General features: G+C 64.3%; 25 protein-coding genes. 12 read left to right on the forward strand and 13 right to left on the reverse strand.

Annotated features, from left to right (window positions below; all coding sequences use genetic code 11):
• Positions 1–209 precede the first annotated feature (209 nt).
• Together L5G32_RS12175 and L5G32_RS12180 are read left to right on the forward strand one after the other, a co-directional pair.
• Positions 210–1,136 carry a LysR family transcriptional regulator gene (locus L5G32_RS12175; protein ID WP_237011323.1) on the forward strand — a complete coding sequence of 309 codons (927 nt, stop codon included), beginning with the start codon at positions 210–212 and terminating at the stop codon, positions 1,134–1,136.
• 60 nt (positions 1,137–1,196) lie between these two features.
• On the forward strand, positions 1,197–2,777 hold the full coding sequence (locus L5G32_RS12180) for an AAA family ATPase (RefSeq protein WP_237011324.1): 1,581 nt from the start codon (positions 1,197–1,199) through the stop codon (positions 2,775–2,777).
• A gap of 64 nt (positions 2,778–2,841) precedes the next feature.
• On the opposite strand, the gene catA is transcribed toward L5G32_RS12180, so the two are convergent.
• The 7 genes from catA to L5G32_RS12215 form a co-directional block, all read right to left on the reverse strand.
• The gene (gene catA, locus L5G32_RS12185; RefSeq protein ID WP_237011325.1) at positions 2,842–3,717 is read right to left on the reverse strand and encodes a catechol 1,2-dioxygenase; all 876 of its coding nucleotides are present in this window, start codon (positions 3,715–3,717) and stop codon (positions 2,842–2,844) included.
• Positions 3,718–3,802: 85 nt separating this feature from the next.
• A complete protein-coding gene (gene catC, locus L5G32_RS12190) occupies positions 3,803–4,087 on the reverse strand; it encodes a muconolactone Delta-isomerase (protein ID WP_237011326.1) in 285 nt (94 codons plus the stop codon).
• A 102-nt stretch (positions 4,088–4,189) separates the two neighbouring features.
• Positions 4,190–5,293 (reverse strand): mandelate racemase/muconate lactonizing enzyme family protein, encoded by a 1,104-nt coding sequence (locus tag L5G32_RS12195; RefSeq protein ID WP_237011327.1) that lies wholly within the window; start codon positions 5,291–5,293, stop codon positions 4,190–4,192.
• A gap of 159 nt (positions 5,294–5,452) precedes the next feature.
• The gene (gene acuI / locus L5G32_RS12200) at positions 5,453–6,451 is read right to left on the reverse strand and encodes an acrylyl-CoA reductase (NADPH) (RefSeq protein ID WP_237011328.1); all 999 of its coding nucleotides are present in this window, start codon (positions 6,449–6,451) and stop codon (positions 5,453–5,455) included.
• A gap of 116 nt (positions 6,452–6,567) precedes the next feature.
• Entirely contained in the window at positions 6,568–7,344 is a 777-nt protein-coding gene (locus L5G32_RS12205; RefSeq protein ID WP_237011329.1) for an alpha/beta fold hydrolase, read from the reverse strand.
• A gap of 170 nt (positions 7,345–7,514) precedes the next feature.
• Positions 7,515–8,309: a lytic transglycosylase domain-containing protein gene (locus L5G32_RS12210; RefSeq protein WP_237011330.1), complete on the reverse strand. Its 795-nt coding sequence runs from the start codon at positions 8,307–8,309 to the stop codon at positions 7,515–7,517.
• 267 nt (positions 8,310–8,576) lie between these two features.
• Positions 8,577–9,161, reverse strand: coding sequence for a TetR/AcrR family transcriptional regulator (locus tag L5G32_RS12215; RefSeq protein ID WP_237011331.1), 585 nt, complete (start codon positions 9,159–9,161; stop codon positions 8,577–8,579).
• Between the two features lie 96 nt (positions 9,162–9,257).
• Between L5G32_RS12215 and L5G32_RS12220 the strand changes: the two genes are divergently transcribed.
• Together L5G32_RS12220 and L5G32_RS12225 are read left to right on the forward strand one after the other, a co-directional pair.
• Positions 9,258–10,403, forward strand: coding sequence for an acyl-CoA dehydrogenase family protein (locus tag L5G32_RS12220; RefSeq protein WP_237011332.1), 1,146 nt, complete (start codon positions 9,258–9,260; stop codon positions 10,401–10,403).
• Between the two features lie 63 nt (positions 10,404–10,466).
• Entirely contained in the window at positions 10,467–11,327 is an 861-nt protein-coding gene (locus L5G32_RS12225; RefSeq protein WP_237011333.1) for an SDR family oxidoreductase, read from the forward strand.
• A 51-nt stretch (positions 11,328–11,378) separates the two neighbouring features.
• On the opposite strand, the gene L5G32_RS12230 is transcribed toward L5G32_RS12225, so the two are convergent.
• Together L5G32_RS12230 and L5G32_RS12235 are read right to left on the reverse strand one after the other, a co-directional pair.
• Positions 11,379–11,981, reverse strand: a complete 603-nt coding sequence (locus tag L5G32_RS12230; protein ID WP_237011334.1) for a DUF4203 domain-containing protein — start codon at positions 11,979–11,981, stop codon at positions 11,379–11,381.
• Positions 11,974–13,056: an AI-2E family transporter gene (locus tag L5G32_RS12235; protein WP_237011335.1), complete on the reverse strand. Its 1,083-nt coding sequence runs from the start codon at positions 13,054–13,056 to the stop codon at positions 11,974–11,976. The genes L5G32_RS12230 and L5G32_RS12235 overlap by 8 nt, the downstream gene beginning before the upstream one ends.
• 134 nt (positions 13,057–13,190) lie before the next feature.
• On the opposite strand from L5G32_RS12235, the gene L5G32_RS12240 reads away from it, so the two are divergent.
• The gene (locus L5G32_RS12240; protein ID WP_237011336.1) at positions 13,191–13,631 is read left to right on the forward strand and encodes a DUF6325 family protein; all 441 of its coding nucleotides are present in this window, start codon (positions 13,191–13,193) and stop codon (positions 13,629–13,631) included.
• A 39-nt stretch (positions 13,632–13,670) separates the two neighbouring features.
• Positions 13,671–13,952: an SHOCT domain-containing protein gene (locus tag L5G32_RS12245; RefSeq protein ID WP_237011337.1), complete on the forward strand. Its 282-nt coding sequence runs from the start codon at positions 13,671–13,673 to the stop codon at positions 13,950–13,952.
• 33 nt (positions 13,953–13,985) lie between these two features.
• On the opposite strand, the gene L5G32_RS12250 is transcribed toward L5G32_RS12245, so the two are convergent.
• The 3 genes from L5G32_RS12250 to L5G32_RS12260 all read right to left on the reverse strand — a co-directional run bounded on the left by L5G32_RS12250 (position 13,986) and on the right by L5G32_RS12260 (position 19,020).
• Positions 13,986–15,674: a SulP family inorganic anion transporter gene (locus L5G32_RS12250; protein WP_237011338.1), complete on the reverse strand. Its 1,689-nt coding sequence runs from the start codon at positions 15,672–15,674 to the stop codon at positions 13,986–13,988.
• The gene (locus tag L5G32_RS12255) at positions 15,671–16,390 is read right to left on the reverse strand and encodes a GAP family protein (RefSeq protein WP_237019166.1); all 720 of its coding nucleotides are present in this window, start codon (positions 16,388–16,390) and stop codon (positions 15,671–15,673) included. Before L5G32_RS12255 ends, L5G32_RS12250 begins: the two co-directional genes overlap by 4 nt.
• 68 nt (positions 16,391–16,458) lie before the next feature.
• Positions 16,459–19,020: a helix-turn-helix transcriptional regulator gene (locus tag L5G32_RS12260; RefSeq protein WP_237011340.1), complete on the reverse strand. Its 2,562-nt coding sequence runs from the start codon at positions 19,018–19,020 to the stop codon at positions 16,459–16,461.
• Between the two features lie 192 nt (positions 19,021–19,212).
• Between L5G32_RS12260 and L5G32_RS12265 the strand changes: the two genes are divergently transcribed.
• The 5 genes from L5G32_RS12265 (at position 19,213) to L5G32_RS12285 (ending at position 24,535) form a co-directional block, all read left to right on the forward strand.
• Positions 19,213–21,090 (forward strand): alkyl/aryl-sulfatase, encoded by a 1,878-nt coding sequence (locus L5G32_RS12265; protein ID WP_237011341.1) that lies wholly within the window; start codon positions 19,213–19,215, stop codon positions 21,088–21,090.
• 20 nt (positions 21,091–21,110) lie between these two features.
• The gene (locus L5G32_RS12270; RefSeq protein WP_237011342.1) at positions 21,111–22,793 is read left to right on the forward strand and encodes a SulP family inorganic anion transporter; all 1,683 of its coding nucleotides are present in this window, start codon (positions 21,111–21,113) and stop codon (positions 22,791–22,793) included.
• Positions 22,794–22,820: 27 nt separating this feature from the next.
• Positions 22,821–23,228, forward strand: a complete 408-nt coding sequence (locus tag L5G32_RS12275) for a DUF7144 family membrane protein (RefSeq protein ID WP_237011343.1) — start codon at positions 22,821–22,823, stop codon at positions 23,226–23,228.
• Positions 23,229–23,232: 4 nt separating this feature from the next.
• The gene (locus L5G32_RS12280; RefSeq protein WP_237011344.1) at positions 23,233–23,886 is read left to right on the forward strand and encodes a GAP family protein; all 654 of its coding nucleotides are present in this window, start codon (positions 23,233–23,235) and stop codon (positions 23,884–23,886) included.
• A gap of 160 nt (positions 23,887–24,046) precedes the next feature.
• Entirely contained in the window at positions 24,047–24,535 is a 489-nt protein-coding gene (locus tag L5G32_RS12285; protein ID WP_237011345.1) for a DUF1269 domain-containing protein, read from the forward strand.
• A gap of 67 nt (positions 24,536–24,602) precedes the next feature.
• On the opposite strand, the gene L5G32_RS12290 is transcribed toward L5G32_RS12285, so the two are convergent.
• Complete coding sequence (locus tag L5G32_RS12290) at positions 24,603–25,589, reverse strand: TIGR00341 family protein (RefSeq protein WP_237011346.1); 987 nt, start codon at positions 25,587–25,589, stop codon at positions 24,603–24,605.
• Positions 25,590–25,758: 169 nt separating this feature from the next.
• On the opposite strand from L5G32_RS12290, the gene L5G32_RS12295 reads away from it, so the two are divergent.
• A complete protein-coding gene (locus L5G32_RS12295; RefSeq protein WP_237011347.1) occupies positions 25,759–26,955 on the forward strand; it encodes an NAD-dependent epimerase/dehydratase family protein in 1,197 nt (398 codons plus the stop codon).

Here is a 26,955-nt window from a genome sequence, read left to right on the forward strand (position 1 = left end):
TCGAGAGTGCTCGACTGTGGTTCCAATCACACTAGGTAAAACCCTAGGGTTGAACTGGGGGTCTATTGATAGTTCTGCAATCTCAATCCGACGTCTGCACGCATATTGTGCGTATTTATCGAAAGCCGTACCGTGATTCACATATGTGCCGCATCACTTCTTCAGTACGGCAGAGGTGACGAGCACTCGTCTGGTGAACGAGGAGAACCATGGAACTGCGCCACCTCCGCTACTTTTCTGCGGTCGCCGACACCTGCCACTTCGGGCGGGCGGCCGCTCGACTGCACGTCGCGCAGCCAGCGTTGTCGTATGCGATCCGCCAACTCGAAGGCGAACTCGACGTCGTCCTGTTCACTCGGACCACGCGGCAAGTGGCGTTGACGCCTGCCGGCGAGTACTTCCGGGACGAGGTGGAGCGGATTCTGGCATCGGTCGACCGCGCGGTGCACGGTGCACGCCGACTCGCTGACGGCCGCAGCGGACTGATCCGCCTCGGGCTCACCGGCACCGCTGCCTTCTCCCACCTGCCGTCGATTGCCCGAGCGATCGGTCAGGAACTTCCTGAGGTGGCGTTGCAGATCTCCAGCGACCTCCTGACCCCGGACCAGTGCGACGGCCTCCGCGACGGCACGCTGGACTTGAGTGTGCTGCGCCCGCCCGCGGTCGGAGACGACATCGAACTGCGGACCATCGGTTACGAACCTCTCGTCCTTGCGGTCCCGGTCGATCACCGACTCGCCGTGGAACCGATTGTGTCCGTCGCCGACCTGCGCACAGAACCGTTCGTCGTGTACGGCAGTCGTGACTCCGCCGTCACCGCAGCGGCATTGCGCGTGTGTCGTGAAGCCGGGTTCACGCCACGCGGCGAGCACGAGGCTCCCGGCACCGCCGTCCTGCTGGCGCTGGTAGCAGCGGGCCTCGGAGTGAGTCTGGTGCCTGCGTCGGTGCGTGCCCTCCCGCTGGACGGTCTGGTGATCCGGGACCTGCCGGACGGCGGCTGGATGGAGACGGCACTCGCATGGCGCAGTGGCCGGGACAACCCTCTCGTCGACGCGATCGTCGAGATCATCGCGGCTATCGACTTCTCCGCTGTGACTCCGCGCGGCGCCGTCGCGACACCGGGAACCGACGACTGAACGTCGGGAGCACGAATAGCTGGGTCACGAGGATTCGGGCACGAACAGAAGGGAACCGCAGTGTTGGAAGCACCCACGTCGTTGGTGGCGGCGACCTCGTCCGAGGATCTGCGGGCCGCGCGCGAACAGGCGAAGTCCTGGCGGTCGCCGGAGATCACTCTGGCCGACCACGTCTTGACCGACGCAGCGCTGATCGACCTCGCCGAGACCGCCGTCGCCGTCTCCGACGACTCGTTCCGCCGCGCGGTGTCGGCGATCCAATCGGCCAGGGCCGGTGACTTCCCGGCCGTGCCGGGCATCGGCGCGGCGACCGAGATGCTCCACTCGTTCCTGACCCGAGATCGCATCGACGGCTGGCTGTACGTGCGCGAACCCGATGGGTATCTGCACCCGTACCTCGTCATGAAGCTCTCGCTGGAGACCGCGGACCGGACGCACGGGCCTCGTATCAAATTCACGATGGAGGCCGACAATCCGACGGTGAAGCGGCCGTCGCGTGCGCCGCGGATCCTCTACTTCGAGGAGACTGAGATCGTCGGGAAGTCGCCAGCCGACGTCCTGCTGTCCGGCGGAGCCTACCGCGAGACCCCCGAACTCAAGGCCGAGTACCAGGCGCGCCGGAAACGCTTCACCGAGATCATCGACGAGGGTTTCGGCAAGCAGTACACCTTCACCGGACATGCGGTGCGCACCGACGACTACCGGTCCGCCAACAAACGGGCGGGTCGGAAAGTGGTGCACGACGTCGCCGTCGACGAGATCGCGTCGCTGCGGATGGTGGCGCCGTCCATGTTGTTCGACGACGGTGAGTTCGGGCCGGTGCCGGTGATCACCGCGGTACGGGTGTTCGACCTCGCCGCCCAGGACTTCTTGGACGTGAACACCGGAGACCTCGTGGAGTACGAGTACGACGTGCATCTGCAAGACAAGCTCGTTCTGCCCGACGATCAGCGCGAACTGCTCAACATCCTCACCACCGACATCTCGGTGTTCACTGGGGACATCATCAACGGCAAATCGGCGGGGAACGTGATTCTCGCGAAGGGTCGTCCCGGTGTGGGCAAGACCCTCACGGCCGAGGTCTACGCCGAGGTCACCGGGCGTCCGCTCTACTCGATCCACTCCGGATCCCTCGGCGTGACACCAGAACTCGTCCGGAAGAACCTCGAGGTCATCTTCGATCGCGCCAAGCGGTGGGACGCCGTTCTGTTGCTCGATGAGGCGGACGTGTTCGTGATGGAGCGCGGATTCGACTTGAACCAGAACGCGATTGTCGCCGAGTTCCTGCGCACTCTCGAGTACTTCGACGGACTGTTGTTCCTCACCACCAACCGGATCGACGGCGTCGACGAGGCGATCCTCGCTCGGTGCGCGGCTGTGATCGAGTACCGCCCGCCGGAGCCGGAAGCGGCCCGCGAGGTGTGGACGATCCTCGCCGCGGGAAACGACGTGACGCTGTCCGATGACCTCCTCGACGATCTGATCGGCGGTTTCCCCGACATCACCCCGCGGGACATCAAGATGCTCTTGCGTCTCGCGCTGCGCATGGCTGTGCATCGAGGCACCACGTTGGACGCGGAGATCTTCGCGACCAGTGCGCACTTCCGCGGTCTGCGCTACGTGCTGCCCGAGGAGCGCTGACACCCACGCATGAGAGAGCCGGTCGACGGAATCCGTCGACCGGCTCTCTCGTCTGGTTCAGAACTCAGGCCTCGGGGTCGAGAACGAAGTCGTACTCGGTGATCTCGCCTTCGCCGTCCGGATTCGGCTTCGGGTCGAGGATCAGTTCTGGCTTCACCGCAGAGGCGATGTCGTCATTGTTGTGCGGGTCGCCGGGGAAGTACAACTGGCTGGTGTTCGTCTCATGTCCGGGGGCGCTCACCTTCAGATGCAGGTGCGCGGGACGCCAGGCGTGCCAGTCGGCCGCCGCGATGAGCTGGCCGCAGGCCCCGTCGGTCGGGATCTGGTACGGAGCAGGACGGATGGTGTGGATCTCGTAGCGGCCCTCCTCATTCGCGACGAACGTCCCGCGCAGGTTCCACTCGGGCAGACCCGGTGCGAACTGCGAGTAGAAGCCGAGATTGTCGGCGTGCCACAGCTCGAGCTTGGCGCCCGCCAGCGGCTGTCCGTCGACCGCGCGCACCTGTCCGGCGAAGATGAACGGGGTGCCCGGCTCGTCGTCGCGCATCGGAATGGTGCCGTTCCACTCGACCTCGGGCGAGTCGCCGATGTAGTACGGGCCCTCGATGGTTCCCTTGCTGCCTTCGCGGTGCTCGTTGGCGACCTCCTCGACGGAGTGCTCGAGCCACACGTCCAGGAACAGCGGCCACTCGCCGTCCTCGCCGACCTTGATCAGCCATGCCTTGAGGGCGTTGTACTCGGTGTAGCTGACCTTGTCCTCGAGGACGATGTCGTTGAGGGCCTTGACCGCCTTGCTGGCCAGGTAGTCGACGCGCTTGTGGTCGATGGGGCCGGAGCCTGCGGCAGCAGCGGCCATGCGCTCACGGAACTGCACGGAGGCATTGGCGCCGGACTCGGCGGCCTTAGCGGTGGTCTCGGAATCGAAACTGGTGTCGGTCATTGGATCTCTCCTTCTTCTGGGCTCCGGCTGTGGGGCTGCACGCCGGTCACGGTGTATTGGGATGAAGTACTCGAGGCGATCGGGATCAGCCTGCGGCGATGTCGGACGGGTGAGCGGCGAGGGGCGTGACCTTGATGTCCATGTACGCGAACAGTGGCAGCCCGGACAGGATGTCGTGCAGTTCGGCGTTGTCCGCGACGTCGAAGATCGAGTAGTTGGAGTACTCGCCGACGATCCGCCAGATGTGCGGCCACTTGCCGGACCGCTGGAGGTCCTGCGAGTACGCCTTCTCACGGGCGACGGTGTCCGCCTTGACCTCGGGGTCGAGGTCGTTCGGGATCTTTACGTCCATCCGAACGTGGAACAGCATGTCGGTCAGCTCCGTTTCGTGGTCGATGTGCGCCGGGGTGCCGGCTGGGGTGGGCTTTGGGACGAGTGCATACGGCTGGTCACATCCTTCCCGTCGGGCGGGTCATCGGTCGGTCCGGTACTTGGCGAGCTGATCGGGATCGATCTCGATGCCGATGCCGTCGCCCGCAAGGCGGTGCAGCCGCCCGTCGACGATCTGGAGAGGCTGGGCGAGCAGGTCGTCCTTCATGTCGAGGAAGTTGGAGAGTTCGCCCGCCTGCCGCGAGGTGCGCTCGAACGCCGTCCCGAAGGTCAGGGCACACGCGGTGCCGACCTGTCCGTCGATCTGGTTTCCCATCACGACGTCGAGTCCGAGGCCCTCCGCGAGATGGTGGACACGCTGTGATGCGGTGAATCCGGTGCGTGCGGTCTTGATGCTGATCGCGGTCGCAGCCCCGCTGAGGACTTCCCGCGTGACGTCGGCAGGTGTCGGCACCGATTCGTCGGCGATGAACGGGACGTCCAACTGGTCGACGAGCCAGCGGCGACCGAGAACGTCGTCGGCCGGGCAGAGTTCCTCGGCATACAAGAGATCCAGATCGCTCATCTCGCGCATTGCACGTGCGGACTCCCGAGCGGTCCAGCCGCGATTGCCGTCGACGTACAGGTCGATCTTGTCGCCGAAGTGTCCACGCAGGGCGCGGACCACCGCCGTATCGAGTGATACGGGCTCGCGTCCGACCTTCACCTTGAAAGTGCTGATGCCGTAGGTCTCGCGCATCCGCTCGGCCTCGGCGACCATCACGTCGGGGTCGGCGAAGCCGAGCATGTGCGATACGCGCAGGCTGTCGGTGAAGCCGCCGAGCAACTCGGATACCGGCTGCTCGAGCGTCTTGCCCAGTGCGTCCCAGACGGCCATGTCGACGGCCGATTTGGCGGTCGGGTTTCCGATGGTCCGCTCCAGGCGGTTCCGGATGATCTCGCGCTGCAGCAGGGTGAGTCCGACGACGTCCGGACCGAACACGTCGTTGATGACGGCGACGATGCCCTTCTGCGTCTCTCCGTAGGTGAAGGGCCGCGGCGGCGCCTCGGCCACTCCGATCACGCCGTCCTCGGTGTGCACTCGTACCAGGACGTGCTCGGCGGTGTGGACCTCGCCCGAGGCGAAGCACAGCGGTTTCACGTACGGGATCGCGAAGGGGATCGCTTCGATGGCTGTGATCTTCATGGTGCTCCGAAAAACGGTTATCGCGGCGGCCGCGATGAGTGGGCTGGTGCGATCGTGTCACGCTATGTGACTACGATCACGGGTACCAGCCTAGGAGCACTATAGATATAGAACAAGAACCTAATTTCGTCAGATTAGGAACGTGTATTTATTAATCGGTCAGTCCGCGGCGATGGGCACGACGATTCGTCCGCGCACCTTGCCCGCGAGGAGGTCGTCGGCGAGACCTGCGCAGTCGTCGAGCGTCGCGGTCGTCGTGACGGGCTTCAGGACGGCGGGGTCGAGGTCCTGAGCCAGGCGACGCCAGGCTTCGCGGCGTTCGTCGGCGGGGCACATGACGCTGTCAACGCCCGCGAGGGTCACGCCGCGCAGGATGAACGGTGCGACGCTGGCCGGGAAGTCCATACCGCCTGCAAGTCCGCACGCGGCGACGGCGCCGCGGTACTTGATGCCCGCGCATACGTTGGCCAGCACCTGGCCGCCGACCACGTCGATGGCGCCCGCCCACTGTTCCTTCGCGAGCGGCTTGCCGGGCTCGGTGAAGTCGGCGCGCGGAAGGATGCGTGCGGCGCCGAGTCCGGTCAGGTAGTCGGCTTCCTCGGGTCGGCCGGTCACGGCCGCGACCTGGTAGCCGAGGTTGGCGAGGATCGCGACGGCGATGCTGCCGACGCCGCCTGCAGCGCCGGTGACGAGCACCTCGCCCGACTCCGGTGTGACGCCGTGGCGTTCGAGCGCCATGACACACAGCATCGACGTGTATCCGGCGGTGCCGATGCTCATCGCCTGCTCGAAGGTGAACGCCGACTCGAGCGGGATCAGCCAGTCGCCGTTCAGTCGCGCGTACTCCGCGAGGCCGCCCCAATGCTTCTCGCCGACGCCCCACCCGTTGAGGACGACGCGGTCGCCGGGTGCGAACGCCGGATTCGACGACTCGTCGACGGTGCCGGCGAGATCGATGCCCGGAACCATGGGGAACGATCGGACGACGGGACTGGCGCCGGTGATCGCGAGCGCGTCCTTGTAGTTCAGTGTCGACGCAGCCACGCGGACCGTCACATCGCCGTCGGGCAGCTGATCGGGCGAGATGTTCGCTACCTGGACGGACTGCTTCTTCTCATCGTCGCGGTCGATGATCAGGGCGCGGAACTCGTCTTTCATGGCTGCCTTTCGTCGGTTGATGACAGCTTGTCACAGGAGTGTCGTAGACGGGGTGTGACGAATTCGCGTGCTGCGCAAGGCTGGTCCGCCAAGGAACGGGCTCGTCGAGAGGTTGATCAAGCCTTCAAGAATTCAGTCGCCATCGGACTCGCCTCGTCACGGCACTCGTCGAAGTAGCCGTGACGTGCGCCGTCGAAGACGTGGGCGCGAGCATCGGGGATCCGATCGGCGAGGAGCTGGGCGTTGACGACGGGCGCGAACTGGTCGTCGGAGCCGTGCAGGACGAGGGTCGGAGCGATGATCTCGGTGAGGCGATCCCATGCGTCGTGCTTGTTGCTGGCGGCGAGATGGCCGTGACGGGCCCGCGCGCTCATTCGTGCGTCGCCGAGAGTCTTGTACGGTCCGGGATGCTCGGCGCGCCACGAGGGCGTGTACATCATCTCTTCGAGCGCCGCCTCGCGGTCAGGGCCTGCGAGGACCTTCCGGACGTCGTCGCTGCGTTCCACGGCGTGCTCGCCGCCCGGCGTCGTGCAGCCGAGGACGAGTCGCTGGACTCGGTCGGGTGCAGAGATCGCGACCCACTGCGCGGTGCGGCCGCCCATCGATGTGCCGTACACGTGGAAGTTCTCAATGGCGAGCGAATCCATCACTGCGAGAGCGTCTTCGGCGAACAGCGGTGTGCTGTAGGAATCCGACTCGTCGCTGTCGCCAGTGCCGCGGTAGTCGAAGGTGACGGTCGTGAACTCGGCGGCGAAGTCGTTGCGAGTCCGATCCCACCACCGGTGGTCGTTCGCTTGGCCCGGCAGGAGAAGCAGTGCCGGTCCGTGTCCGCGCAATTGAACGGACAGCCGGGTGCGATCGGCGGTGACGGTGGTCTGGCTGTACTGAAACATCAAACCCTCCCCGCTGCTTGAGCGTTCCCCTGCTGATCGAGCGTTCCTCACGCCGATCGAGCGGAGTCGAGATCCATCGAGCGTCCCCTGCTGATCGAGCGTAGTCGAGATCCGCCGTGCGCAAGAGGCCTCGACTCCGTTCGACCAACAGCGGAGAGAGGGAGAGGATGTCAGTAACTGCCGGCGAAGCCGAGCACCTTGTTCACGTACTCCATCGAGTTGTTGTAGCGCAGGATGGCTTCGGTGCGGTCGCCCGCCTTGCTCAGGTCGAGGCCCTCGTCGCACAGGTAGTGAGCGGTGGTGAGTGCGGCGTCGTAGATGTTCTGGGGGTCGGACTTGCCGTCCCCGTTGCCGTCGGCCTCGTAGTGCTTCCACGTCTCAGGGAGGAACTGCATGGGGCCGACTGCCCTGTCGTAGGAGGCGTCGTCGTCGAGCTGGCCGCCGTCGGTGTCGTTGACGACGCGGTTGCCCGACAGTGATCCGTTGAGCGTCGGGCCGTAGATCGGGTCGCGCAGGGTGCCGTGCTTGTCGGTGTCGCCGAGGTTCGCGTGGTGGGATTCGACGCGGCCGATCCCTGCGATCAGCTTCCAGTCGATGTTGCAGCGACGGTCGGTCTTGCCCATCATGTCTTCGGCAGCGTGGTAGGCGGCGAAGTTGACCTTCGGGACCTCGCCGGAGGAGACGGACTCAGGGACGGCGATGTCAGTGTCGACGAGAGCCTTCTGAGGTTCGGTCTTCGGTGTCTTGGTCGTCGACTTCGGTGCGGTCGACTTCTGAACCACGGGCTTCACGGCTGGCTTCGCGGGGGCAGCGTCGACCTGGCCGTGGGCGGCGACGTTGACCGGTGCGGGCCCGGCGTAATGATCGGTCGCGGTCGACGACGCACCCAGGAGGGAGCCGACCATCGGGATGAGACCGGCGGCGACGAGCACGGCGTTACGTGTCTGTTTTCGGTTCGGCGGCATGAAGAAGACCTATGTTTTGGGAGGGGATGGGCCTCCTCGAAGGCTGGCCGAGGCGGGCGGGAGGGGTGCCCGGGGGACCTTCGGCTCTCGAGGACTGCGGACGAACGTACCGGAAATCCAGCCCCAGTCGTTATCTTGCCGTTACCGATGTGGTGATCTTACCGTTATCTAAGGCGGAGTCGCGCAGGTCGTGGACGGATCCGAGTACTCCTGTGAGCCTCGCCACGGGAGGGGTGTGGCGGGCGGGTGCCGGTTGGTCCTACTGGGTCACTTGCCGATTCCCGACGTGAGGATCGCCGCGAGCTCACGGTAGGCGTCGGCGTCGTCGAGTCCGGTGGTGGTGCGGACGCCACGCTGCTGGATGCGCGCCATGACGGTGGCTGTCAGGTCGGCGGCGAACGCGGCGTGCACGGAGCGGAACTCGCCCGCGGCCACACCCTCGTCGATCAGTTCCTGAACACGTTCGGCCGCCATGCGGGTGTTGCGTTCGTAGACCTCGCGGGCAGGCGCGAATGCGTTGAGGTCGGTCATGAAGCGGTCGGAAGCCGGGGCGAGTGCGGCGCCGACGGCGTCGAGGTAGCCGACGATTCGCTTCCGCGCCCCGTCGACCGGTGCGATGCGGGCTTCCACTTCGTCGGTCGCGCGCCGGAAGAAGTGCACCGTCGCCGACCGCACGAGTTGCTCTTTGCTGTCGGCCAGGGTGTACAGCGTCGATTTTGAGCAGCGCAGACGCCCCGCCATCTCGTCGAGAGTGAACTGAACGAATCCTTCGGCGAGGAATAGGTCGACGATCGAATCGAAGAGTTCGAGTCGGCGTCGCGTCGCGAATTCGGACGGAAGCGGAGTTCCCATGACCGTTGATAGTACTGGTCCATCCCTTGCAGTACTGCTCGCCGTACGATACTGATTGATGTACGTCAGTACTACTTCAAGTTCTAGGAGCGTCGTGTGCCAGTAGATCGCCTGTTGCCGAGCGACGAGGCCCGCGACCTCGTCGCGCTCACCGGCGAGATCGCCGACAAGGTGCTCGACCCGATCGTCGACGAGTACGAGAAGAACGAGCGCTATCCGGACCAGGCCTTCACCACGCTCGGCGACGCCGGGCTGCTCAGCCTGCCGTACCCGGAGGAGTGGGGAGGCGGTGGACAGTCGTACGAGGTCTACCTTCAGGTACTCGAGGAGATCGCGGCCCGCTGGGCCGCCGTGGGTGTTGCCGTCAGTGTTCACACGCTCGCCTGCCATCCGCTCATGGCGTTCGGCTCGCTAGAACAGCAGGAGCGTTGGCTGCCCGACATGCTCGGCGGCGGCACCGTCGGCGCCTACAGCCTGTCCGAGCCCGACGCAGGCTCGGATGCTGCGGCGGTGAAATGTGCCGCTCGACCCGTCGACGGCGGCTACCGCCTGACCGGGACCAAGAGTTGGATCACGCACGGCGGCGTCGCCGACTTCTACAACGTCTTCGCGCGAACCGGTCAGGGGTCGTCCGGGGTCTCCTGCTTCCTTATAGATAAGGAGACCGACGGCCTCATCTTCGGCAAACCAGAGGAGAAGATGGGACTCTCTGCGGTACCGACCGCGTCGGCACACTACGACGACGCGCACGTAGCGAGCGATCGTCGGATCGGGTCCGAAGGACAGGGATTGCAGATCGCGTTCAGCGCGTTGGACTCCGGACGTCTCGGTATCGCCGCCGTGGCGACCGGCATCGCGCAGGCCGCGTTAGACGAAGCAGTGGGATACGCGAACGAACGTCAGTCCTTCGGCAAGGCGATCATCGACCACCAGGGTCTCGGATTCCTGCTCGCCGACATGGCGGCTGCCGTCGACTCGGCGCGCGCGACGTATCTGGAAGCGGCACGTCGCCGCGACGCCGGGGTGCCGTACTCGCGCCAGGCTTCGGTTGCCAAGCTCATCGCCACCGACGTCGCGATGCGAGTGACCACTGATGCTGTACAGGTATTCGGCGGCAACGGCTACACGCGCGACTTTCGCGTCGAACGCTATATGCGCGAAGCCAAGATCACCCAGATCTTCGAGGGGACCAACCAGATTCAGCGCTTGGTCATCGCTCGCAGTCTCCGCGCGCGTCCCTGACCCTGATTGCACGACCGAAGCACTAGTACGACCGTAGAACCAGAGAAGAAGGGATCGTTCATCATGACGACCGCATCAGAATCCAGCCGTCCCCTTGAGGGGCGCACGCTCATCATGTCCGGCGGCAGCCGTGGAATCGGCGAGGCCATCGCAGTCAGCGCTGCGCGGGCCGGCGCCAACATCGCACTCATCGCGAAGACCGCCGAACCCAACCCGAACCTGCCGGGGACCATCTTCACCGCAGCGGCGGCCATCGAAGAAGCGGGCGGCCGAGCGCTGCCGATCGTCGGCGACATCCGCGAAGACGCTCAGGTGACCGACGCCGTCGCTCGCACCGTCGAGGAGTTCGGCGGCATTGACATCGTCGTGAACAACGCGAGCGCTCTCGACCTGTCTCACGCCGATTCGTTGAGCATGAAGAAGTACGACCTGATGCAGAACATCAACACGCGCGGCGCCTTCCTCCTGTCCAAGCTGTGCATCCCGCACCTGCGGAAGTCGCCGAACGCACACGTTCTCACGCTGTCGCCGCCGATCGACCTCGATTCGAAATGGTTCGCAGGCATCGGCACCGGCTACACCATCTCGAAGTTCTCGATGTCGCTCGTCACGATTGGTCTGGCCGCAGAGCTGATAGACGATGGGATCGCGGTGAACTCGCTGTGGCCGCGCACGACCATCGACACCGCTGCCGTCCGCAACATCCTCGGCGCGGAGTTGGTGTCGAAGAGCCGTACGCCGCAGATCGTCGCCGATGCGGCGATGGCGATCCTGACCCAGCCCGCGAGCGCCGCGACCGGCCGCTGCTTCATCGACGATGAGGTGCTCGTCGCGAACGGCACGGACGACCTGTCGCCGTATCGCGTCGCTCCGGGCACGTCGGACGACCTTGAACTAGACTTCTGGATGGACTCGCTGGGCTGAGGCCAGACCAGATCTAAGCGTTGAATCCGTCGGCATCAGGGGGTCTGATTCTCAGGAGTCCCGCTTCTCATTCCCGCCGAGTCGGTGTCTGACGTCGAGCCGGTCGGCGAAGAGTCGCCGCTGCACCACCCACCCGGTCACTGCGACTCCTATCCACGCTGCGGTGCCGCCTATCTCGCCGGCAGTGGTGTCGGCGGATCGGAGCCAGTCGAGAGCGTCGAACGCTCGGCCGAGGCCGTGAAGGATCATCGCTGCGCCTCCGATGGAGGTGAGCCATATGAGTGCCCGCGCCTTGTACTTCTCGGCGGCGAACGCCGCGGCGGCGGCGACCGCGACGATGATGATGCCGCTCGCCGCCCACGAGTTGTCTCCCGGTTGGACAAGGTCGGCGATCCGGGCTCCGGTGACAGCGCCTGCGAGTCCGCCGATCAAGTAGGACGCGAAGCTGAACACAAGGGACACGACCACCCATGCTGTGACCGCACCGATCAGTCCGAACAGGATGAGCGTGAGAGCCGATGGGTTGAACAGCGCGGCGATCAGCCAGCCAAGTCCGAAACCGGACGCGAGCACTCCCAGGTGTACGGAGCGGACGCCGTAGAAGCACAGCAGCGCTCCAACAGCGACAATGACGAATCCATTGGCGTCAAGCATCGGTTGGCCTCTCAGGTGGTACCGAGTCGGCGATGAAGATGTTCATCCATCGCGTCGCTGGGTCGATATCGATGAGCAGGGCTTTGACGAAGATCGTCAGCGGAACGGCGAGGATCGCGCCGAGTGGGCCGAGTATCCATGCCCACACCACCAGTGACAGGAACGTGACGGTGGTAGACAGACCGACGGCGTCACCGACGAACTTCGGTTGGACGAACGACTGGAGCACCACGTTGATCACGCTGTAGATGACGATCACCAGCAGCATGGTGCCCGGCCCGCCCTCAAGAAGGCCGAGAATTGCAGGCGGCACCACGCCGAGCACGAAACCGATGTTCGGAATGTAGTTCGTGATGAACGATAGGAGTCCCCAGAGGATCGGGAGAGGAATGCCTATCGCCCACAGCACGCCCGAGTCGAGCACGGCGACGATGAAACCGAACACGGTGGTCACTAGGAGGTATCGACGGGTTCCGACGGCAAACCCAATCAGGGCCTCGGCGATGTTCGGACGCACTCGCCGGAGCGTCGTGGTTCGTTCGCCCATGCCCAGGGAGTCGACGACCAGAAACAGTGCGACGGAGATGATCAGGACAAGTGTTGATGTCAGGGACACCGCCGACGACAGCACCGAACCCGCGGCATTGATGAGCGTGTGTGAATCGATGTTTCCGAGGACAGAGTCGGCTGCGCCGTGATCGACTCCGTGGTCGTGGAGGAATGCCTTCACGTTGCCGACCAAATCGTCCAACCGATCGGTGTAGCTCGGAATGATGGTGGTGAGACGTCCGAGGGAGAAGACGATGGACACGAAGACGAGGGCGAGCGTCCCATACAGCGCTACGAGGACGACGACCGCTGAGAGCCATGTGGGCCAGCCGTGTTTGCGCAGGTAGACGCCTGCCGGATGGACGGCGACGACCAGGATCAACGCGAGGAAGACGGGGCCGACGATACCCGCAGTCATCTTGATGCCTGCAGTCGTCACGGTGAGCGAGGCCAGTGCGGCCAGCACCGCGAGCCCGCGTGGGACGGCCCATGCGGGCGAGCTGCCGGGCGAGGACGTAGCGGCCATGGATCCGAGTATGTGTCGGTGGCGAGGAACTTCGGTTCGCCTCTCGCCCGATGCGGGTGACGCGCGTCCGGCCGGTCGGGTTCGGCTGCCACGATGGGATGCAGGGTCGACCGACTACTTCACGGGGAGGAATTATGGGTTTCGAATCATTAGCCGGAGCGGGAGGGCTCGGACCGGTCGAGATCAATGTCATCATGCTGGGCGGATCACAGATCTCCACAATCGTCTTTCACGCACTGACCGAGCAACTCGATGCGGGTGTTGTTCGGTTGCTCGATGCGGTGGTGGTCACCAAGACCACGAGTGGGTCGGTGACCGTCGACGAGGTGGACCGCGCTGAATTCGCGCTCGCTGACGCGGCTCTCGCTACGCCCGGGTTGATCGGTGACGACGACGTGGCTGACCTCCTGGCCGGCATTCCTGACGGGGAGGCCGCCGCGATAGTCGCGTTTGAGCTCGTCTGGGCGCGAGAGCTCGCCGCTGCACTGAATGAGGACGGATCCTCGGTGATCGCCGTGGAGCGGATCCCGGCGCACGTCGTGAATGCAGTCGCCGAGATGGCCGCAGCCGAATGAGAATGTCGGATCAAACAGGAGCCGAGTGAGGAGTCGATTATGTTACGACGAGGGGGCCGCCCAGGTCTGATCGGACTGGCTGCCCGTACTGCGGTGGTGGCGGGGACCGCGAACGCGGTTTCTAGTAGGCAGGCTCGTTGGGGAGCGGAGAGATCCGCGCAGACCTACGCGCCGATGCCGGAACAGAGTTATGCGCCGCCGCGGGGCGCGGCGCCGACTGCAGATCTGACCAGCGAGTTGGGGCGACTTGCCGATCTGCGCTCGCAAGGCCTGCTCACCGACGACGAGTTCGCTGCGGCAAAGGCCAAGCTACTCGGTTGACGGCGAGTCGCCGGGAACGCCGTCGAATGCGGATCATCCGCTTCGGCGGCGTTCTTCTATGGCGTCGAGAGCGTCGAAGACCGAGTCGCCGAGGCGGTTGCGTCGCCGGAAGATGTTGTCGGCGCCGATCGTCGCGTACAGGCCCGTCGCCACGAGTTGGGCGGCTAGGTCCTCGTCGACACCGCTGACCATGAGCGTGGCATTGGCCCTGGCAAGTTCGCGTGCGTAGTCGCCGAGCATCGTGAGGAAGGTGACGCCCAGTTCGTCTGTGCCGCGGAGCCGGATCACGACGACGGCGTCGTCAGCCAGGGGCTCCGGTGTCGGCAGCTGCGCACGGAATGCCTGCGCGGAGGCGAAGAACAGGGTTCCGTACGGTGCGAGTACGAGCGTGTCACCGGCGACGAGTTCAGCAGGGGGCATGCTCTCACTGGGGCGCGATTCGGGCGTCTCGAAGGTCCACCGAACGATCCGGACCCGATTGGACTGCTGCACGACGTGCAGGATGATCGCCAGGCCCACACCCGACAGCACCGCGTACTGGAGTGGAATCGTCAAGGTTAATGCGAATGTCACTGAGAACACGGAGACTTGCACTCGCCCCGCCTGCCAGACCATCCGGAACTGGTGTGGTTTCAATGTCCGGACGCCCACGAGGATTAGCAGACCGGCCAGCGCGGGCATGGCGACGGACTCGATGAGTGGACCGCACACGAGGACTGTCGTGACCATGACTGCTCCGGCGACAGGACCGGCGAGTGCACTTCGTGCGCCCGCCGAACGTGACAGCGACGTGGCCGACATCGATCCGCCGACCGGCATCCCGCGGAGAAGTCCGGAGGCGATGTTGGCGAGCCCCTGCCCACGGAAGTCCGCCGACGCGTCGGGGTAACGACCGTTGGGATTCGGGATGGATCCAGAGACGGCCGCACCCTGGACGAGTCCGACGAGCGCTAACGACACGGCAGGGACGATCAGGGCCGGCACTGCCGACAACGACGGCGCGACGAGCGTCGGAAGAGTGCGTCCGACGTCGACAGAGTCGCCGAGCGTTGCGACGGAGTCTGCGGGAAATGCCGCGGCGAGAACCGAGCCAGCGATCACGGAGAGGACGAGGCCGAGCGGGCCGACGCCGAGAGCCTCGAACGCGAACACCAACGCGATGGTCGCCGAGCCAACGGCGACCGTCGCCCAATTGAAGTGCGTGACGTGTGCAGCTGTGTCGAGAGCCCGCGTCACCCGATTCCCGCCCACGCCGGCGAAACCGGTGAAGTTGGTGAGCTGACCGAGAACGATGTTGATCGCCACGCCGTTGACGAAGCCGTACAGGACTGCCGACGGTATGAATCGGACTAGGCTGCCGAGACGGGCGACGCCGAGGCCGAGCATCACCACGCCGGTCAGTACCGTCAACGTGGCGATGACGGTCGCAGACTGGGGGCCTCGGGCAGACGGGACGTCGCTGACGATCACCGACATCGCCCCGGTCGCCTGAACTGTCATGAACACTGAGCCGGTCGTCAGTGCTCCGGTGACAGTGCCGACCAGGTACGCGTTGAGTCCCAAGAGCGGGTTCACGCCGGCGAGGACACCCGCAGCCAGCCCATCGGGCACGCTCTCGACGCCGAGCACGACACCGGCCTTGACGTCGGAGGCTACTGTTCGGCGGGTGCCGAATCGACGAAGGTATTTGCGTGCCGGCTCCTTCGCCGACGCCCACCTCATCCGCCGCCGCCTGTGATCGCACGAGTCAGTTGAAGGAAGCCGACTACGGTCAGCATGCATGTCCTGATGAACCCGTTGTTTCGGAGCACCCATCGCCGCATGCGAGCGATGATCACGTCAGGCGCACGCCGCCCTGCGGCTACGACGGCGACGGGTAACGCGAGAGGTACGCAGACGGCGACGACGAAGCCCAGACCGAGCCAGAAGAACTGACTGGACGAGACGTCGGCGTTGAGTAGGTCGATGGCTGTCGCGGCCACCAAAGACACGTTGGTTGGGTTGAAGAGGAACACACCGAGTCCGACGACGAATGATCGTCCGATGCCGTAGTCCCTCGAGGATTTGACGAGGCCGGGCAATTGCGGTGTGGCGGCTGCGAACTCGTCGAAAGTCTGGGCCGCGGCGACCTTCGTCAACGTCGATTGCGCCTGCCGGTACGACCACACAGCGCCCAGGAAGCACAACGCCGCGATTGTCGCGTGCAACGAACGCGCGAGGGCTGAGTCCGGGCGAGTCTCGGATACGCCGATGACCCCGAACAGTGCAAGCCACGAGGCGAGCGACCCTGCGGTGGCTACCGCCCAGCCGAGAAGATAGCTCGCGTTCACAAGTAGCGGTCGCGACGACTGCAGCATTCCGAGCACTGCTAGGAACGCGATCGGGCTCGCCATGACACTCACGGTGATTGGCAGCATCCGCCACAAGACGTCGAGCATTGCCCTATCGTCGACCGGTCACGGTATGGAGGTGCGGAAGCCTCATCCTCTGAGGATGATGGCGCTGGTCAACGGGTGAAACGTACCGCTTCGCGCCGTGAGCGGACATCTAGCTTGCGGTAGATGGCGCGCTGATGGGTCTTCACAGTGTTGATCGACACGCCGAGGTGCTCTGCGATCTCCTGCATGGTGCGAGTCGTACGCAGTTGAGCGAAGACGTCGGATTCGCGTTCTGACAGGATGTCGAGAATACCTGTTCGCGTCGGCGGTGCCAGGCATGCCGCGAGGAAGTCTTCGTGTCGCGTGCCCCACGCGAGGTGGCCGGTCAACATCTGACGCAGGTCGACGCCGTCGCCGGCGAAGAGCCTGCGGAGGTCTTCGCCCGCAGCGACGTCGAGTGCATGCTCGAGTAGATCGTGGGCCCGGGTGGGCGTTCCGTCGTGAACCGCGACTTGAGCGTCGGTGAGTAGCGTTGCCACCCGGACATACGAGATGTCCTGGTACCGGGTGAGGCGATGCAGCATGTGGGCGGCGCGGCGGTGTTGTCGTGCGCGCCCTGCTATCCCGGCGAGTACGACGGTGACCATCGGAGTGTTGTCGGTGTGCTCATACATCGAGACGATGCGCATCGCGCGGGAGTGATTGCCAGCAGCTTCGTTCAATACGGCGAGGGAAGCGTGACGGAAGGCGGACCAGGAGACGCCTTGGTCCACCCGACTCGGCATGCTGGAGAGTTCGTCGAGTGCCAGACGGCACCGGTCGGAGTCCCGGCTCGCCGCAGCGGCGAGGGCGAGCGTCATCCGTGCGGCGGCGCCGAAGAGCAGGGGCGAGTCGGCGGACCGAATGAGGCTGACCGATTCAATCATCGCGCTCTCGAGATCATTTTGCCAATAAGCGAGGAAGCCGGAGGCGAACAGAGCGCCACCTCCCGCGTACGCCGCCCACATGTCGTTGGAGAGGTCAGCGCTTGTCGATTCGATGACCTCTCGTGCATTCTGAAAGCGTCCGGCCCACGCGTGGCTGAACGCGAGATGGTTCCGGCTGTGATGTGCCAAGCCTAGAGCGCCTATGGCTTTCGCTTCGACGACCGCGGCGTCGAGGAACTCGACGGTGCGGCCAGGCGATCGGCGCAGGCGCATCTCGGTCCAGCCCAGAAGATAGAGCAGGTGCGCACGGTCTCTCGCCGTGGTGATCTCTGCCTCGAACCGGTGTCGCACAACGTCGCAGGCCTTCCCGAGTTCGTCGCGGTCGTCGATGAGGAACAGGTGTGCCTGTTCGAGAATGCCGGTGTAATCGGTGCCACTACCCGGCGGAGTGACGAAGTCTCGCGCGTGAGAGACCGCTCGGGCGTACAACATCGCGGCGTATGCCGACTCGCCGGTTGACCGATGTATGCATGCCCTCACCAGTAAGACGCGTGGATCGTCATCCCAGGGCGCGGGCAGTCCGGCACAGAACCGGTCGACGACCCCGGCATCGGGTCCGATCAACGCACCGACCCACCGGCTGAGTACGACGCGGACGGCGTCCTCCGGCTGGTCCACGGCGAGCCAGTACTCGGCCGCCTCCAGCGGTCTGTCCGCTTCGACGAACGAGGCGGTGGCACACATCGAAGCGTGTGCCGTCTCAGGTCGAGATTCGGTAAGGATGTCCCGGCAGTGTCGAGCGAACAGTGAATGCCACCGGTATACGGAACCCTTCGATGACTCGTACCGGTCGATGAACAGACCCGACGCGACGCATCGGTCCAGAAGGATCTCGCTGTCTGTGCGGCCAGTGACCTCGTTCGCGAGTGCGGGGGTGATAGCTCGGCAGCCGGAGGTCAGGAGTGCGAACTCGGCGAGGTCGGTGGGGAGTGAGGGCAGAACATAGTCCTTGACGTACGAATGGAAGACGCTGTGGTCAGCATCGGTACCCGGGTTCACCCCCGTCATTACGAGAACGCGGACGGCGATCGGCCAACCGTGTGTCGCGTCCCAGACGAAGTCCGGGGACAGTGCCGAGCCGTTGTCCTCGACGAGACGCACGACTTCGTCGATGTCGAAAGCGAGGTCGGCGGCACGAATGACTGCGCGAGGATTGGTCAGTGCGAACCGGCTCAACGCGAGCTCGGTGTAGGTAGTACCGATGATGATGACTCGCAGGTTCCCGTATCCGCCGTCGATCAGCGCCCCGAGCAGTCCCGTCGCCAGCGCATCCTTCGCCCGGTGCGCGTCGTCGATCACGAGGTACACGGGGTCGGTGATGCCGGTGAAGGCGTCGGTGATGTTGTCGAGGGCGGCCAGTGACGCACCGCTGAACGAATCGGCGCGGCGCAGCGATTCGTGACCGTCGGGGGACAGGTGACCGACTAGCGACAAGAGGGCGCGCAACACGACCTTATGGATGCGGTCGGCGTCAGTGTCGAGGCGGCTCAGGGTGACCCATGCGACCTGATCGCGTCGGGTTGCGGCCCATTCCGCAACCGACGACGTCTTGCCATAGCCACTCGGTGCAACGACGAGGGCCGTGTGCGACTGGGTGATCCGCTCGTCGATGCAGCTCGTGAGTCGCGCGCGGCGAAGGTGGCCCGGCTGTTGGAGCGGCGGGTGGAATTGGAGGGAGGAAGACCATCCGCGAAAGTCGGTCATAAGGGAGGACCCTACGTGGTTCAGTGCCGTCCTCGTGGGTCGTCGTCGAGACCGACGGTCGGTGAATTCGGCTCACCCGCAAAGAATGAGGTCATCTGTGCAGTGGTCCGGCGCACGGAAGCATTCGTGGCACGGGTTCGCACGACTCAGTGCGGACTCGGGTGCGTGACCACCACCATCGAGGAGGAACCGATGCCACAGCCAGACGCCAGTGAGTTCGTCGCCGCCGTCCACCGTCGAGCGGCCGAATCACTTCCATTCGACGACACCCGCGATTTCGATGACGCTGCCCGCGGCTTCATTGCGAAGCTCGAACCCGGAGTCGTCCGTGACGATGACGGCACGGTCGTCTGGGACAACGACGTATTCGAATTCTTGGATTCCGAACTCGAACCTGGCACTGTGCATCCGAGCTTGTGGCGCCAATCGCGATTGACGAGCATTCAAGGGCTCTTCGAAGTGGTAGCGGGAATCTATCAGGTGCGCGGGCTCGATCTCTCGAACCTGTCGATCATCGAAGGCGACGAGGGGGTCGTCGTCATCGACACGCTGACCTCTCGTGAGACGGCGGCTGCAGCGATGAGGCTGTACCGCGAGCATCGTGGAGACCGGCCAGTCAAAGCGATCATCCACACCCACTGTCACATCGATCACTTCGGTGGCGTCCTCGGCGTCACCGACGCCGAATCCGTCGCCCGTGGTGACGTCGAGGTGATTGCGCCAGAGGGATTCGTTGAGCACGCGATCGCTGAGAACGTGTACGCGGGCACCGCGATGGGCCGGCGTGCCGGGTACATGTACGGCGCAGCCCTTGCTCATGGCCCGTCCGGGCACGTCGGGGCAGGCCTCGGCCAGGCTCCTTCGACGGGGGCCGCAGGCATAGTGGTGCCGACCATCGACATCCATACCACCGGCGAGACCCTGACGATCGACGGTGTGGAGATGGAGTTTCAAATGGCGCCGGGTACGGAGGCCCCCGCCGAGATGCACGTCTATCTTCCGCAGTACCGCGCACTGTGCATTGCGGAGAACGCGACTCATACCCTGCATAACCTGCTCACCCTGCGGGGCGCTGTCGTCCGTGACCCGCACGGATGGTCGGGGTACCTGAATGAGGCGATCGACGTCTTCGGAGACCGCACTGAAGTCATGTTCTCACCGCACCATTGGCCGACGTGGGGGGCCGATCGCATCGTGGAGATGCTCACGCTCCAGCGTGATCTTTACGGCTACCTTCATGATCAGACGCTGCGCATGATTAACCAGGGTTTACAGGGCGCTGAGATCGCTGAATCGATCCAGTTGCCTCCAGCATTGGAGAATGCGTGGCATGCGCGGGGCTACTATGGTTCGGTCAGCCATAATGTCAAGGCGATCTACCAGCGGTATATCGGGTGGTTCGACGGCAATCCGGCGCGATTGTGGCCGCACCCGCCCGAAGCATTGTCGGCCCGCTACGTCGACGCCATCGGCGGTGTCGACCGGACCGTCGACGCGGCGCGGGTCGCCTACGAATCCGGCGATTATCGCTGGGCAGCGACCCTTCTCGACCATGTCGTCTTCACCGATCCCGAACACGTCGAGGGGCGTTCGCTGTATGCCGACACCCTCGACCAACTTGCGTACACGGTGGAGAACGGTACGTGGCGCAACTTTTATCTGTCCGGTGCAACCGAACTACGGGGAGCGAATTTCGGGACTCCGACCAACCCGAGCGCACCGGAGATCCTCGCGCAACTTTCGCCGGCGCAGCTCTTCGACTCGATCGCCATATCGATCAACGGGCCGAAAGCGTGGAATGAGCGCGTAACGCTCGATGTGACGTTCACTGATCTCGATCAGACACATCGCTTGGTTCTCAGCAACGGGGTCCTGGTCCACCGTCTGAGGCTGGACAAGGACGGAGATGCCGACGCGATTGTATCGGCCACCAAGCCGCGACTGTTGGCTCTGCTCGGAGGCGATGAGACGTCGCCGGGTATCGAGATAGTCGGCGATCCAGAAGCGTTGAGCCGACTGACTGGTGTCGTCGACGACGCCGACCCGGCGTTCGACATCATCGTGCCGTAGGACCGAGGGAGGTGCGGCACGTGTCAACCCGGCGCCTGACCGGCACACTGCGCGGATACCGTGTGGTCCCAGGACTGAACAAACAGAATGTCGCACGCGAAGCGATGGCCGGGATCACCCTTGTCACGATCGCGATTCCGCTCAATATCGGATACGCACAGATCGCCGGGCTGCCTCCGATCGCCGGCCTGTACGCCCTGATCATCCCGACGATCCTGTACGCGATCGTGATCTCGTCACGGCAGCTCGTCGCCTCGCCGGACGCCGCGGCGGCAGCGCTGGTGGCGTCGTCCATCGGCGGGCTGGCGGTGGCCGGAACCGATGACTATGCGGCGTTGGCGATGGCGCAGGCGATCATCTGCGGCCTGGTTCTACTGCTGATGTCGGTATTCCGTCTCGGCTTTCTCGCCAACTTCCTGTCCGAGCCGATCTTGACGGGCTTCGTCGGTGGCCTGGCCTTGGACATCCTGGTGTCGCAGACCGCGAAGATGCTCGGCGTGCACCTCGATTCAGGCGAGGAGTTCGTCGGCAAGCTCGTGGGACTGGTCACTGGGCTGCCCGACGCCAACGGATGGTCTGTCGTGATCGCTGCGGCGTCACTGGTCGTCCTCCTGTCCTGGCGGGTGCGGCTGCCACGCGTGCCGTGGGCGTTGATCGTGCTCGTCGGTGCGACTGTCGTCGTCGCCACAGTCCACCTGGACGAGCACGGGGTGTCCGTGCTGGGCGAGGTTCAGGGCGGGCCGCCGATCTTCACGTGGCCGTCCCTGAGTATCGCCCAATGGCTCGCGGTGGTGCCGTCCGCGATCGCATTGGCCATGGTCACCACCGTCGAGGGGTTGTTGGTGTCCCGGTCCTATGCGGAGAAACACGGTTACACGGTGTCCCCCGACCGCGACTTGGCGGCGTTCGGCGTCGGCAACGTCGCGGCGGGCTTCACCGGCTCATTCTCGGTCGGCTCCTCCACGTCACGTACCGCAGCGATGGACGATGCGGGATCGCGTACACAACTGCCGTCGTTCGTCCTCGCAGTCGCAACCTTCTTTCTGCTGCTGTTCGGAACCGGCTTGCTCACCAGTATTCCGTCGCCCGCCATCGGTGCGATCGTGGCCGTCGCAGTCGTCCCACTCTTAGGCATCGAGAAGTTCATCCGCATGTGGAGTCTGGACCGATTCGAGTTCTCGATCGCGGCCGTCTGTTTTGCGACGACGATCTTCGTCGGCTCGATCGCGGGGATCTTCGTCGCGTTCGTGCTTGCACTCGTGAACATCGCCCGTCGTGCATCGAATCCGGCGATCGATGTGCTGCACGCCGACGGGGCAGGTAGCGGCAGGCACAAGCGTCTCACTGCAGCGGACAAGACGGTCACCGCACCAGGACTGATCGTGCTGCGGCCTGCTGCGCCACTGTTCTTCGCCAACGCCGACGTCGTCGTCCAAGCAGCGAAGGACTCCGTATCGGCCGCTGAGACGCCAGTGAAGCATCTGGTGATCGATATGGAAGCGGTGACCGATGTCGATGTGACGGCGAGCGATGCACTGGAGCGATTGCGCACGTGGCTCGCCGACAACGACATCACGCTCGGGTTCAGTCGGCTCCGCGAGGCGATCACGCCCCGGCTACGGACGCTCGGAGTCCTCGGCGAGTCCGACCGAGTCTTCAGCACGAACAGGGAGGCCGCCGCGGAACTACGCATCGACGAATGACAGACGACACATATGAAGGGATAAGACATGACATCGACAGACAATCGGGACCCCAGTCCCGTCCGACAAGGCCTATCGGGAGTCACGACATTCGCGGCCGCCGTCCTACTGTTCGTGGCCGGACTTCTGGCCTTCCTCCAAGGGCTGTCCGCCGTCCTGAACGACGAACTCTTCGTCGTCGGGCCCGAATACACGTACGCGTTCGACACGACGACATGGGGATGGATACACCTAGTCGTCGGCATTCTGGGCATCCTCATCTCGATCGGCATGATGACAGGTGCGACCTGGGCGCGAGTGTCGGCGATCGTGATCGCCGGGATCTCCATCGTCGCCAATTTCCTGTGGCTGCCTTACTACCCGTGGTGGTCGATCCTGATCATCGCACTCGACGTGATCGTCATCTGGGCAGTCACGACGTGGCGGACGGACTAACGCTGTGGGAGCGGTCATCGGTGACCTGCTGCCTCTAGCGGTCGGGGTAGCAGTGTCGCCGGTGCCGGTCATCGCCGCCATCCTGATGCTGATGGGAGTTCATGCCCGAACCACGAGTCTGGGATTCGTGGCCGGGTGGGTCCTCGGAGTCGCAGTCGCGACGACCGTGTTCGTGTTCCTGGGGCAAGCGATGGACGGTGCAGCAGGGGGTCGCGGATGGATCAAGCTGGTACTCGGAGTCGCGCTGTTCGCCTTCGGCGTCCACCAGTGGAAGTCCCGATCAGGTGATGCGCCCGCACCGAAGTGGATGGGCGCGATCGACCAGATGGCTCCGCCCGCCGGCACAGGCATCGGTTTCGTGCTGGCCGCAGTCAACCCGAAGAACCTGATGCTGTGCGTCGCGGCCGGCATGACGATCGGCAGTGCGGGACTGGACGGTTCCGGGACCACCGTAGCCGTCATCGTATTCACAGTGCTCGCAAGTTCGACTGTGGCGGTGCCGGTGATCGCTTATCAGATCGCCGCCGACCGTCTTCGGACTCCGCTGGATTCGCTGAAGGGATGGCTGCAGAAGAACAACCAGACCGTGATGGCCGTACTGATCCTCGTCATCGGTGCAGTCCTCATCGGCAAAGGCATCGGCGGTGTGACCGCCTGAGAAGTGTGCTCACAGGCGTCTCGGTATAGCCGATCGATATTTGACCAGACGGCCTGATCATCGCCCGTCACGGGTGAATAGACCTGCTCGCACGATCGGCGAGCTTCACGATCGACACAGCGGACCGGTATCGGTCCCACCTGAACTGGAAGGAATCACCATGGCTGGAACTCTGACTGTCTGGAAATTCCCGACGCCTAGTGGCGCGGAGACGGCACTGACCACACTCAACGACCTGCAGAAGCAAGAGTTGATCACCGTGCACGACGCGGCGACGGTTTCATGGCCGGAGAACGCGAAGAAACCTAAGACGAAGCAGGCCAACAACCTCACGGCCGCGGGCGCGCTTGGGGGCACGTTCTGGGGGATGCTGTTCGGCCTCATCTTTCTGGTTCCACTGCTCGGCGCGGCCGTTGGTGCAGCGATGGGCGCTCTCACAGGGTCGCTCGGCGATGTTGGCATTGATGATGAGTTCATCACCTCGGTGCGCGACAAGGTGACGCAAGGGACCTCTGCGCTGTTCGTCCTGACCTCGGACGCGACACTCGACCGCGTCCACGAAGCGTTCGCAGGGCAGTCGCCGGAACTCATTTCGACCAACCTTTCGCACGAGCAGGAAGCAATGCTGCACGACGTGTTCGCCGATTGACGATCGTTGCGACGCGGTCCGTGATCGGGCTGCGTCGCAGTGTTCGTTCTCCGTCACTGCCGACAGATCACGGTTGGCTCGAGATTCGGCTGCCCATGACATGGACGAGTACGACGCGCGGATGCCACGGAACCAGTTCGTCGACAGATCGCTGCAAGTCAGCGAGGGGCGGAAGATCTGCGGGACCGAGAACGGTGACGGTTGCGGTGCTTCCCTGCAAGCTGACCTCGGCGACTTGCGCTCCGGTCGTGGCGTCCATCCAGCCGCGCGCCGCGTCGGCTATCTGTGCGGACCACAATGATGTCAACGAATTCACAGTCATCGGTATCGCGACCGCAACTAGTGCCGTCGCCACAATCGAGTACGCGCGCCAGCGACTGCCGAAGGCGGTGGCGTCCTTCTCCCGGTGGTAACCGGCGAGGGTCAATACGATCATGGCCGTGAGTATCAGTGCGACGACGTTCGAGACGAACAGGATGAACGCGCCGAAAGCGAGCCCCAGAGCGTCGGAACCGAGGCACACGCCGACGACTCCCAACGGGGGAACCAACGATATCGCGACGGCGACGCCCGGAAGGACGTCGCCGACGTCGCGCCGGGTGAGCGCGACCGATGCAACTACACCGGTCGCCAACGCTGCGGTCAAGTCCATTAGCTTCGGTGACGTCCGGCCAGTAACCTGGGAGTTAGTGAGTACGTCGGTGCCACTCGGCAGAAGCAACGCAAACGCGTACCCGAGTCCGATGACCACGATGACTCCCGCAGCGAGCAGTGCGACGCTCCGCAGAACAAGACGCGAGTCCCGGGAAACGAGCCCCAGGCCGATACCGAGAATCGGGATCGACAGCGGGGCGACGATCATCGCGCCGATCACCGTCGCTGTGGAATCGGACGCGACACCCGAGATCGCGATCACTGCGGCAAGGACCAGCATGATCCAGAACGCGGACTTCTTCGATGCGCAGTCGCCGACCGACAGGTCCAGGCGATCCCGGAGATCGGCTGTCGACCGTCGTTGATGATCGGGGACCAGAAGACTGCGTACGGCGGTCATCGGTGAACCTCGCGTCGTCGGGACGATCGCTCGTCGTTAACGGGTTGTGGTTTAGGTTGTGCCGTAATCCGGGATGATCGGCGGAAGAATTCACCCGCTGTGGGTGAAGCGCAGAACGCGGGTGCAGGCAACGTCGCAGACTTCATTAGAAAGACGTGAAGGGTCTGGAATGCGAGTCATTGTGTTAGGCGGAGACGGGTTCTGCGGGTGGCCGAGCAGCCTGCACCTGTCTGCCATCGGTCACGAGGTGACCATAGTCGACAACCTGGTCCACCGTCGGATTGACGTTGAACTAGGCGTGCAGTCGTTGACTCCGATCGCCGAGTTGCCCGAACGACTCGCCGCGTGGCACGAGAAGACAGGTAACACGATCGGGTTCGAGGAGATCGATGTCGCGGTCGAGTACGAGCGTCTCAAGTCGTTGATCGGTGTGGTCAGGCCGGACGTCATCGTGCATTTCGCAGAGCAGCGTGCCGCCCCGTATTCGATGAAGTCGTCCGCTCACAAGCGGTACACGGTCGACAACAATGTGAACGGGACTCACAATCTCCTGGCGGCGGTCACCGAGGCGGGAGTAGACGCTCACGTCGTCCACCTGGGGACGATGGGCGTGTACGGCTACGAGACGGTGCCGATGGACCTGCCGGAAGGCTATCTGACAGTCAGCTATCCAGATCGCAACGGTGACACGCACACCCGGGACATCCTGTATCCGACGCAGCCGGGCAGCGTCTATCACCTGACGAAGTCACTCGACCAGCTCTTGTTCCAGTTCTATGCGGGCAACGATGGCCTACGCATCACTGATTTGCATCAAGGCATCGTGTGGGGGACGCAGACCGCCGAGACCGCACTCGATCCGCGGCTGGTGAACCGCTTCGACTACGACGGCGACTATGGGACCGTCCTCAACCGCTTTCTCGTCGAAGCGGCCGTAGGTCTGCCGTTGACGGTGCACGGCAGCGGGGGCCAGACGCGTGCGTTCATCAACATCAACGACACCGTGCGCTGTATCCGGCTTGCCATCGAATCCGGTTGTGAGATCGACGGCTGCGTTCGCGTGATGAACCAGATCAGCGAGACTCATCGCGTGTCCGACCTCGCCGATATCGTCGCCGAGTTGACGGGGGCCGCTGTCAGCCGTGTGGAGAACCCTCGACGTGAGGCCGACGCGAACGATCTGTCGGTGCGTAACGACCACCTCGTCGGGCTCGGTCTTGATCCGATCGCGCTACGATCGGATCTCCTCGCCGCTGAGATCGACCTCGCGCGAGCACATTCGGACCGTGTTGATCCGGCGCGGGTGCCCGCTGAATCGTGTTGGAACCGAGAACGAGTCGAAGCCGTGGAGTCGGTGATTCCGTGA

It is taken from the genome of Gordonia zhenghanii (genome assembly GCF_021738965.1).
Classification (GTDB): Bacteria; Actinomycetota; Actinomycetes; order Mycobacteriales; family Mycobacteriaceae; genus Gordonia; species Gordonia zhenghanii.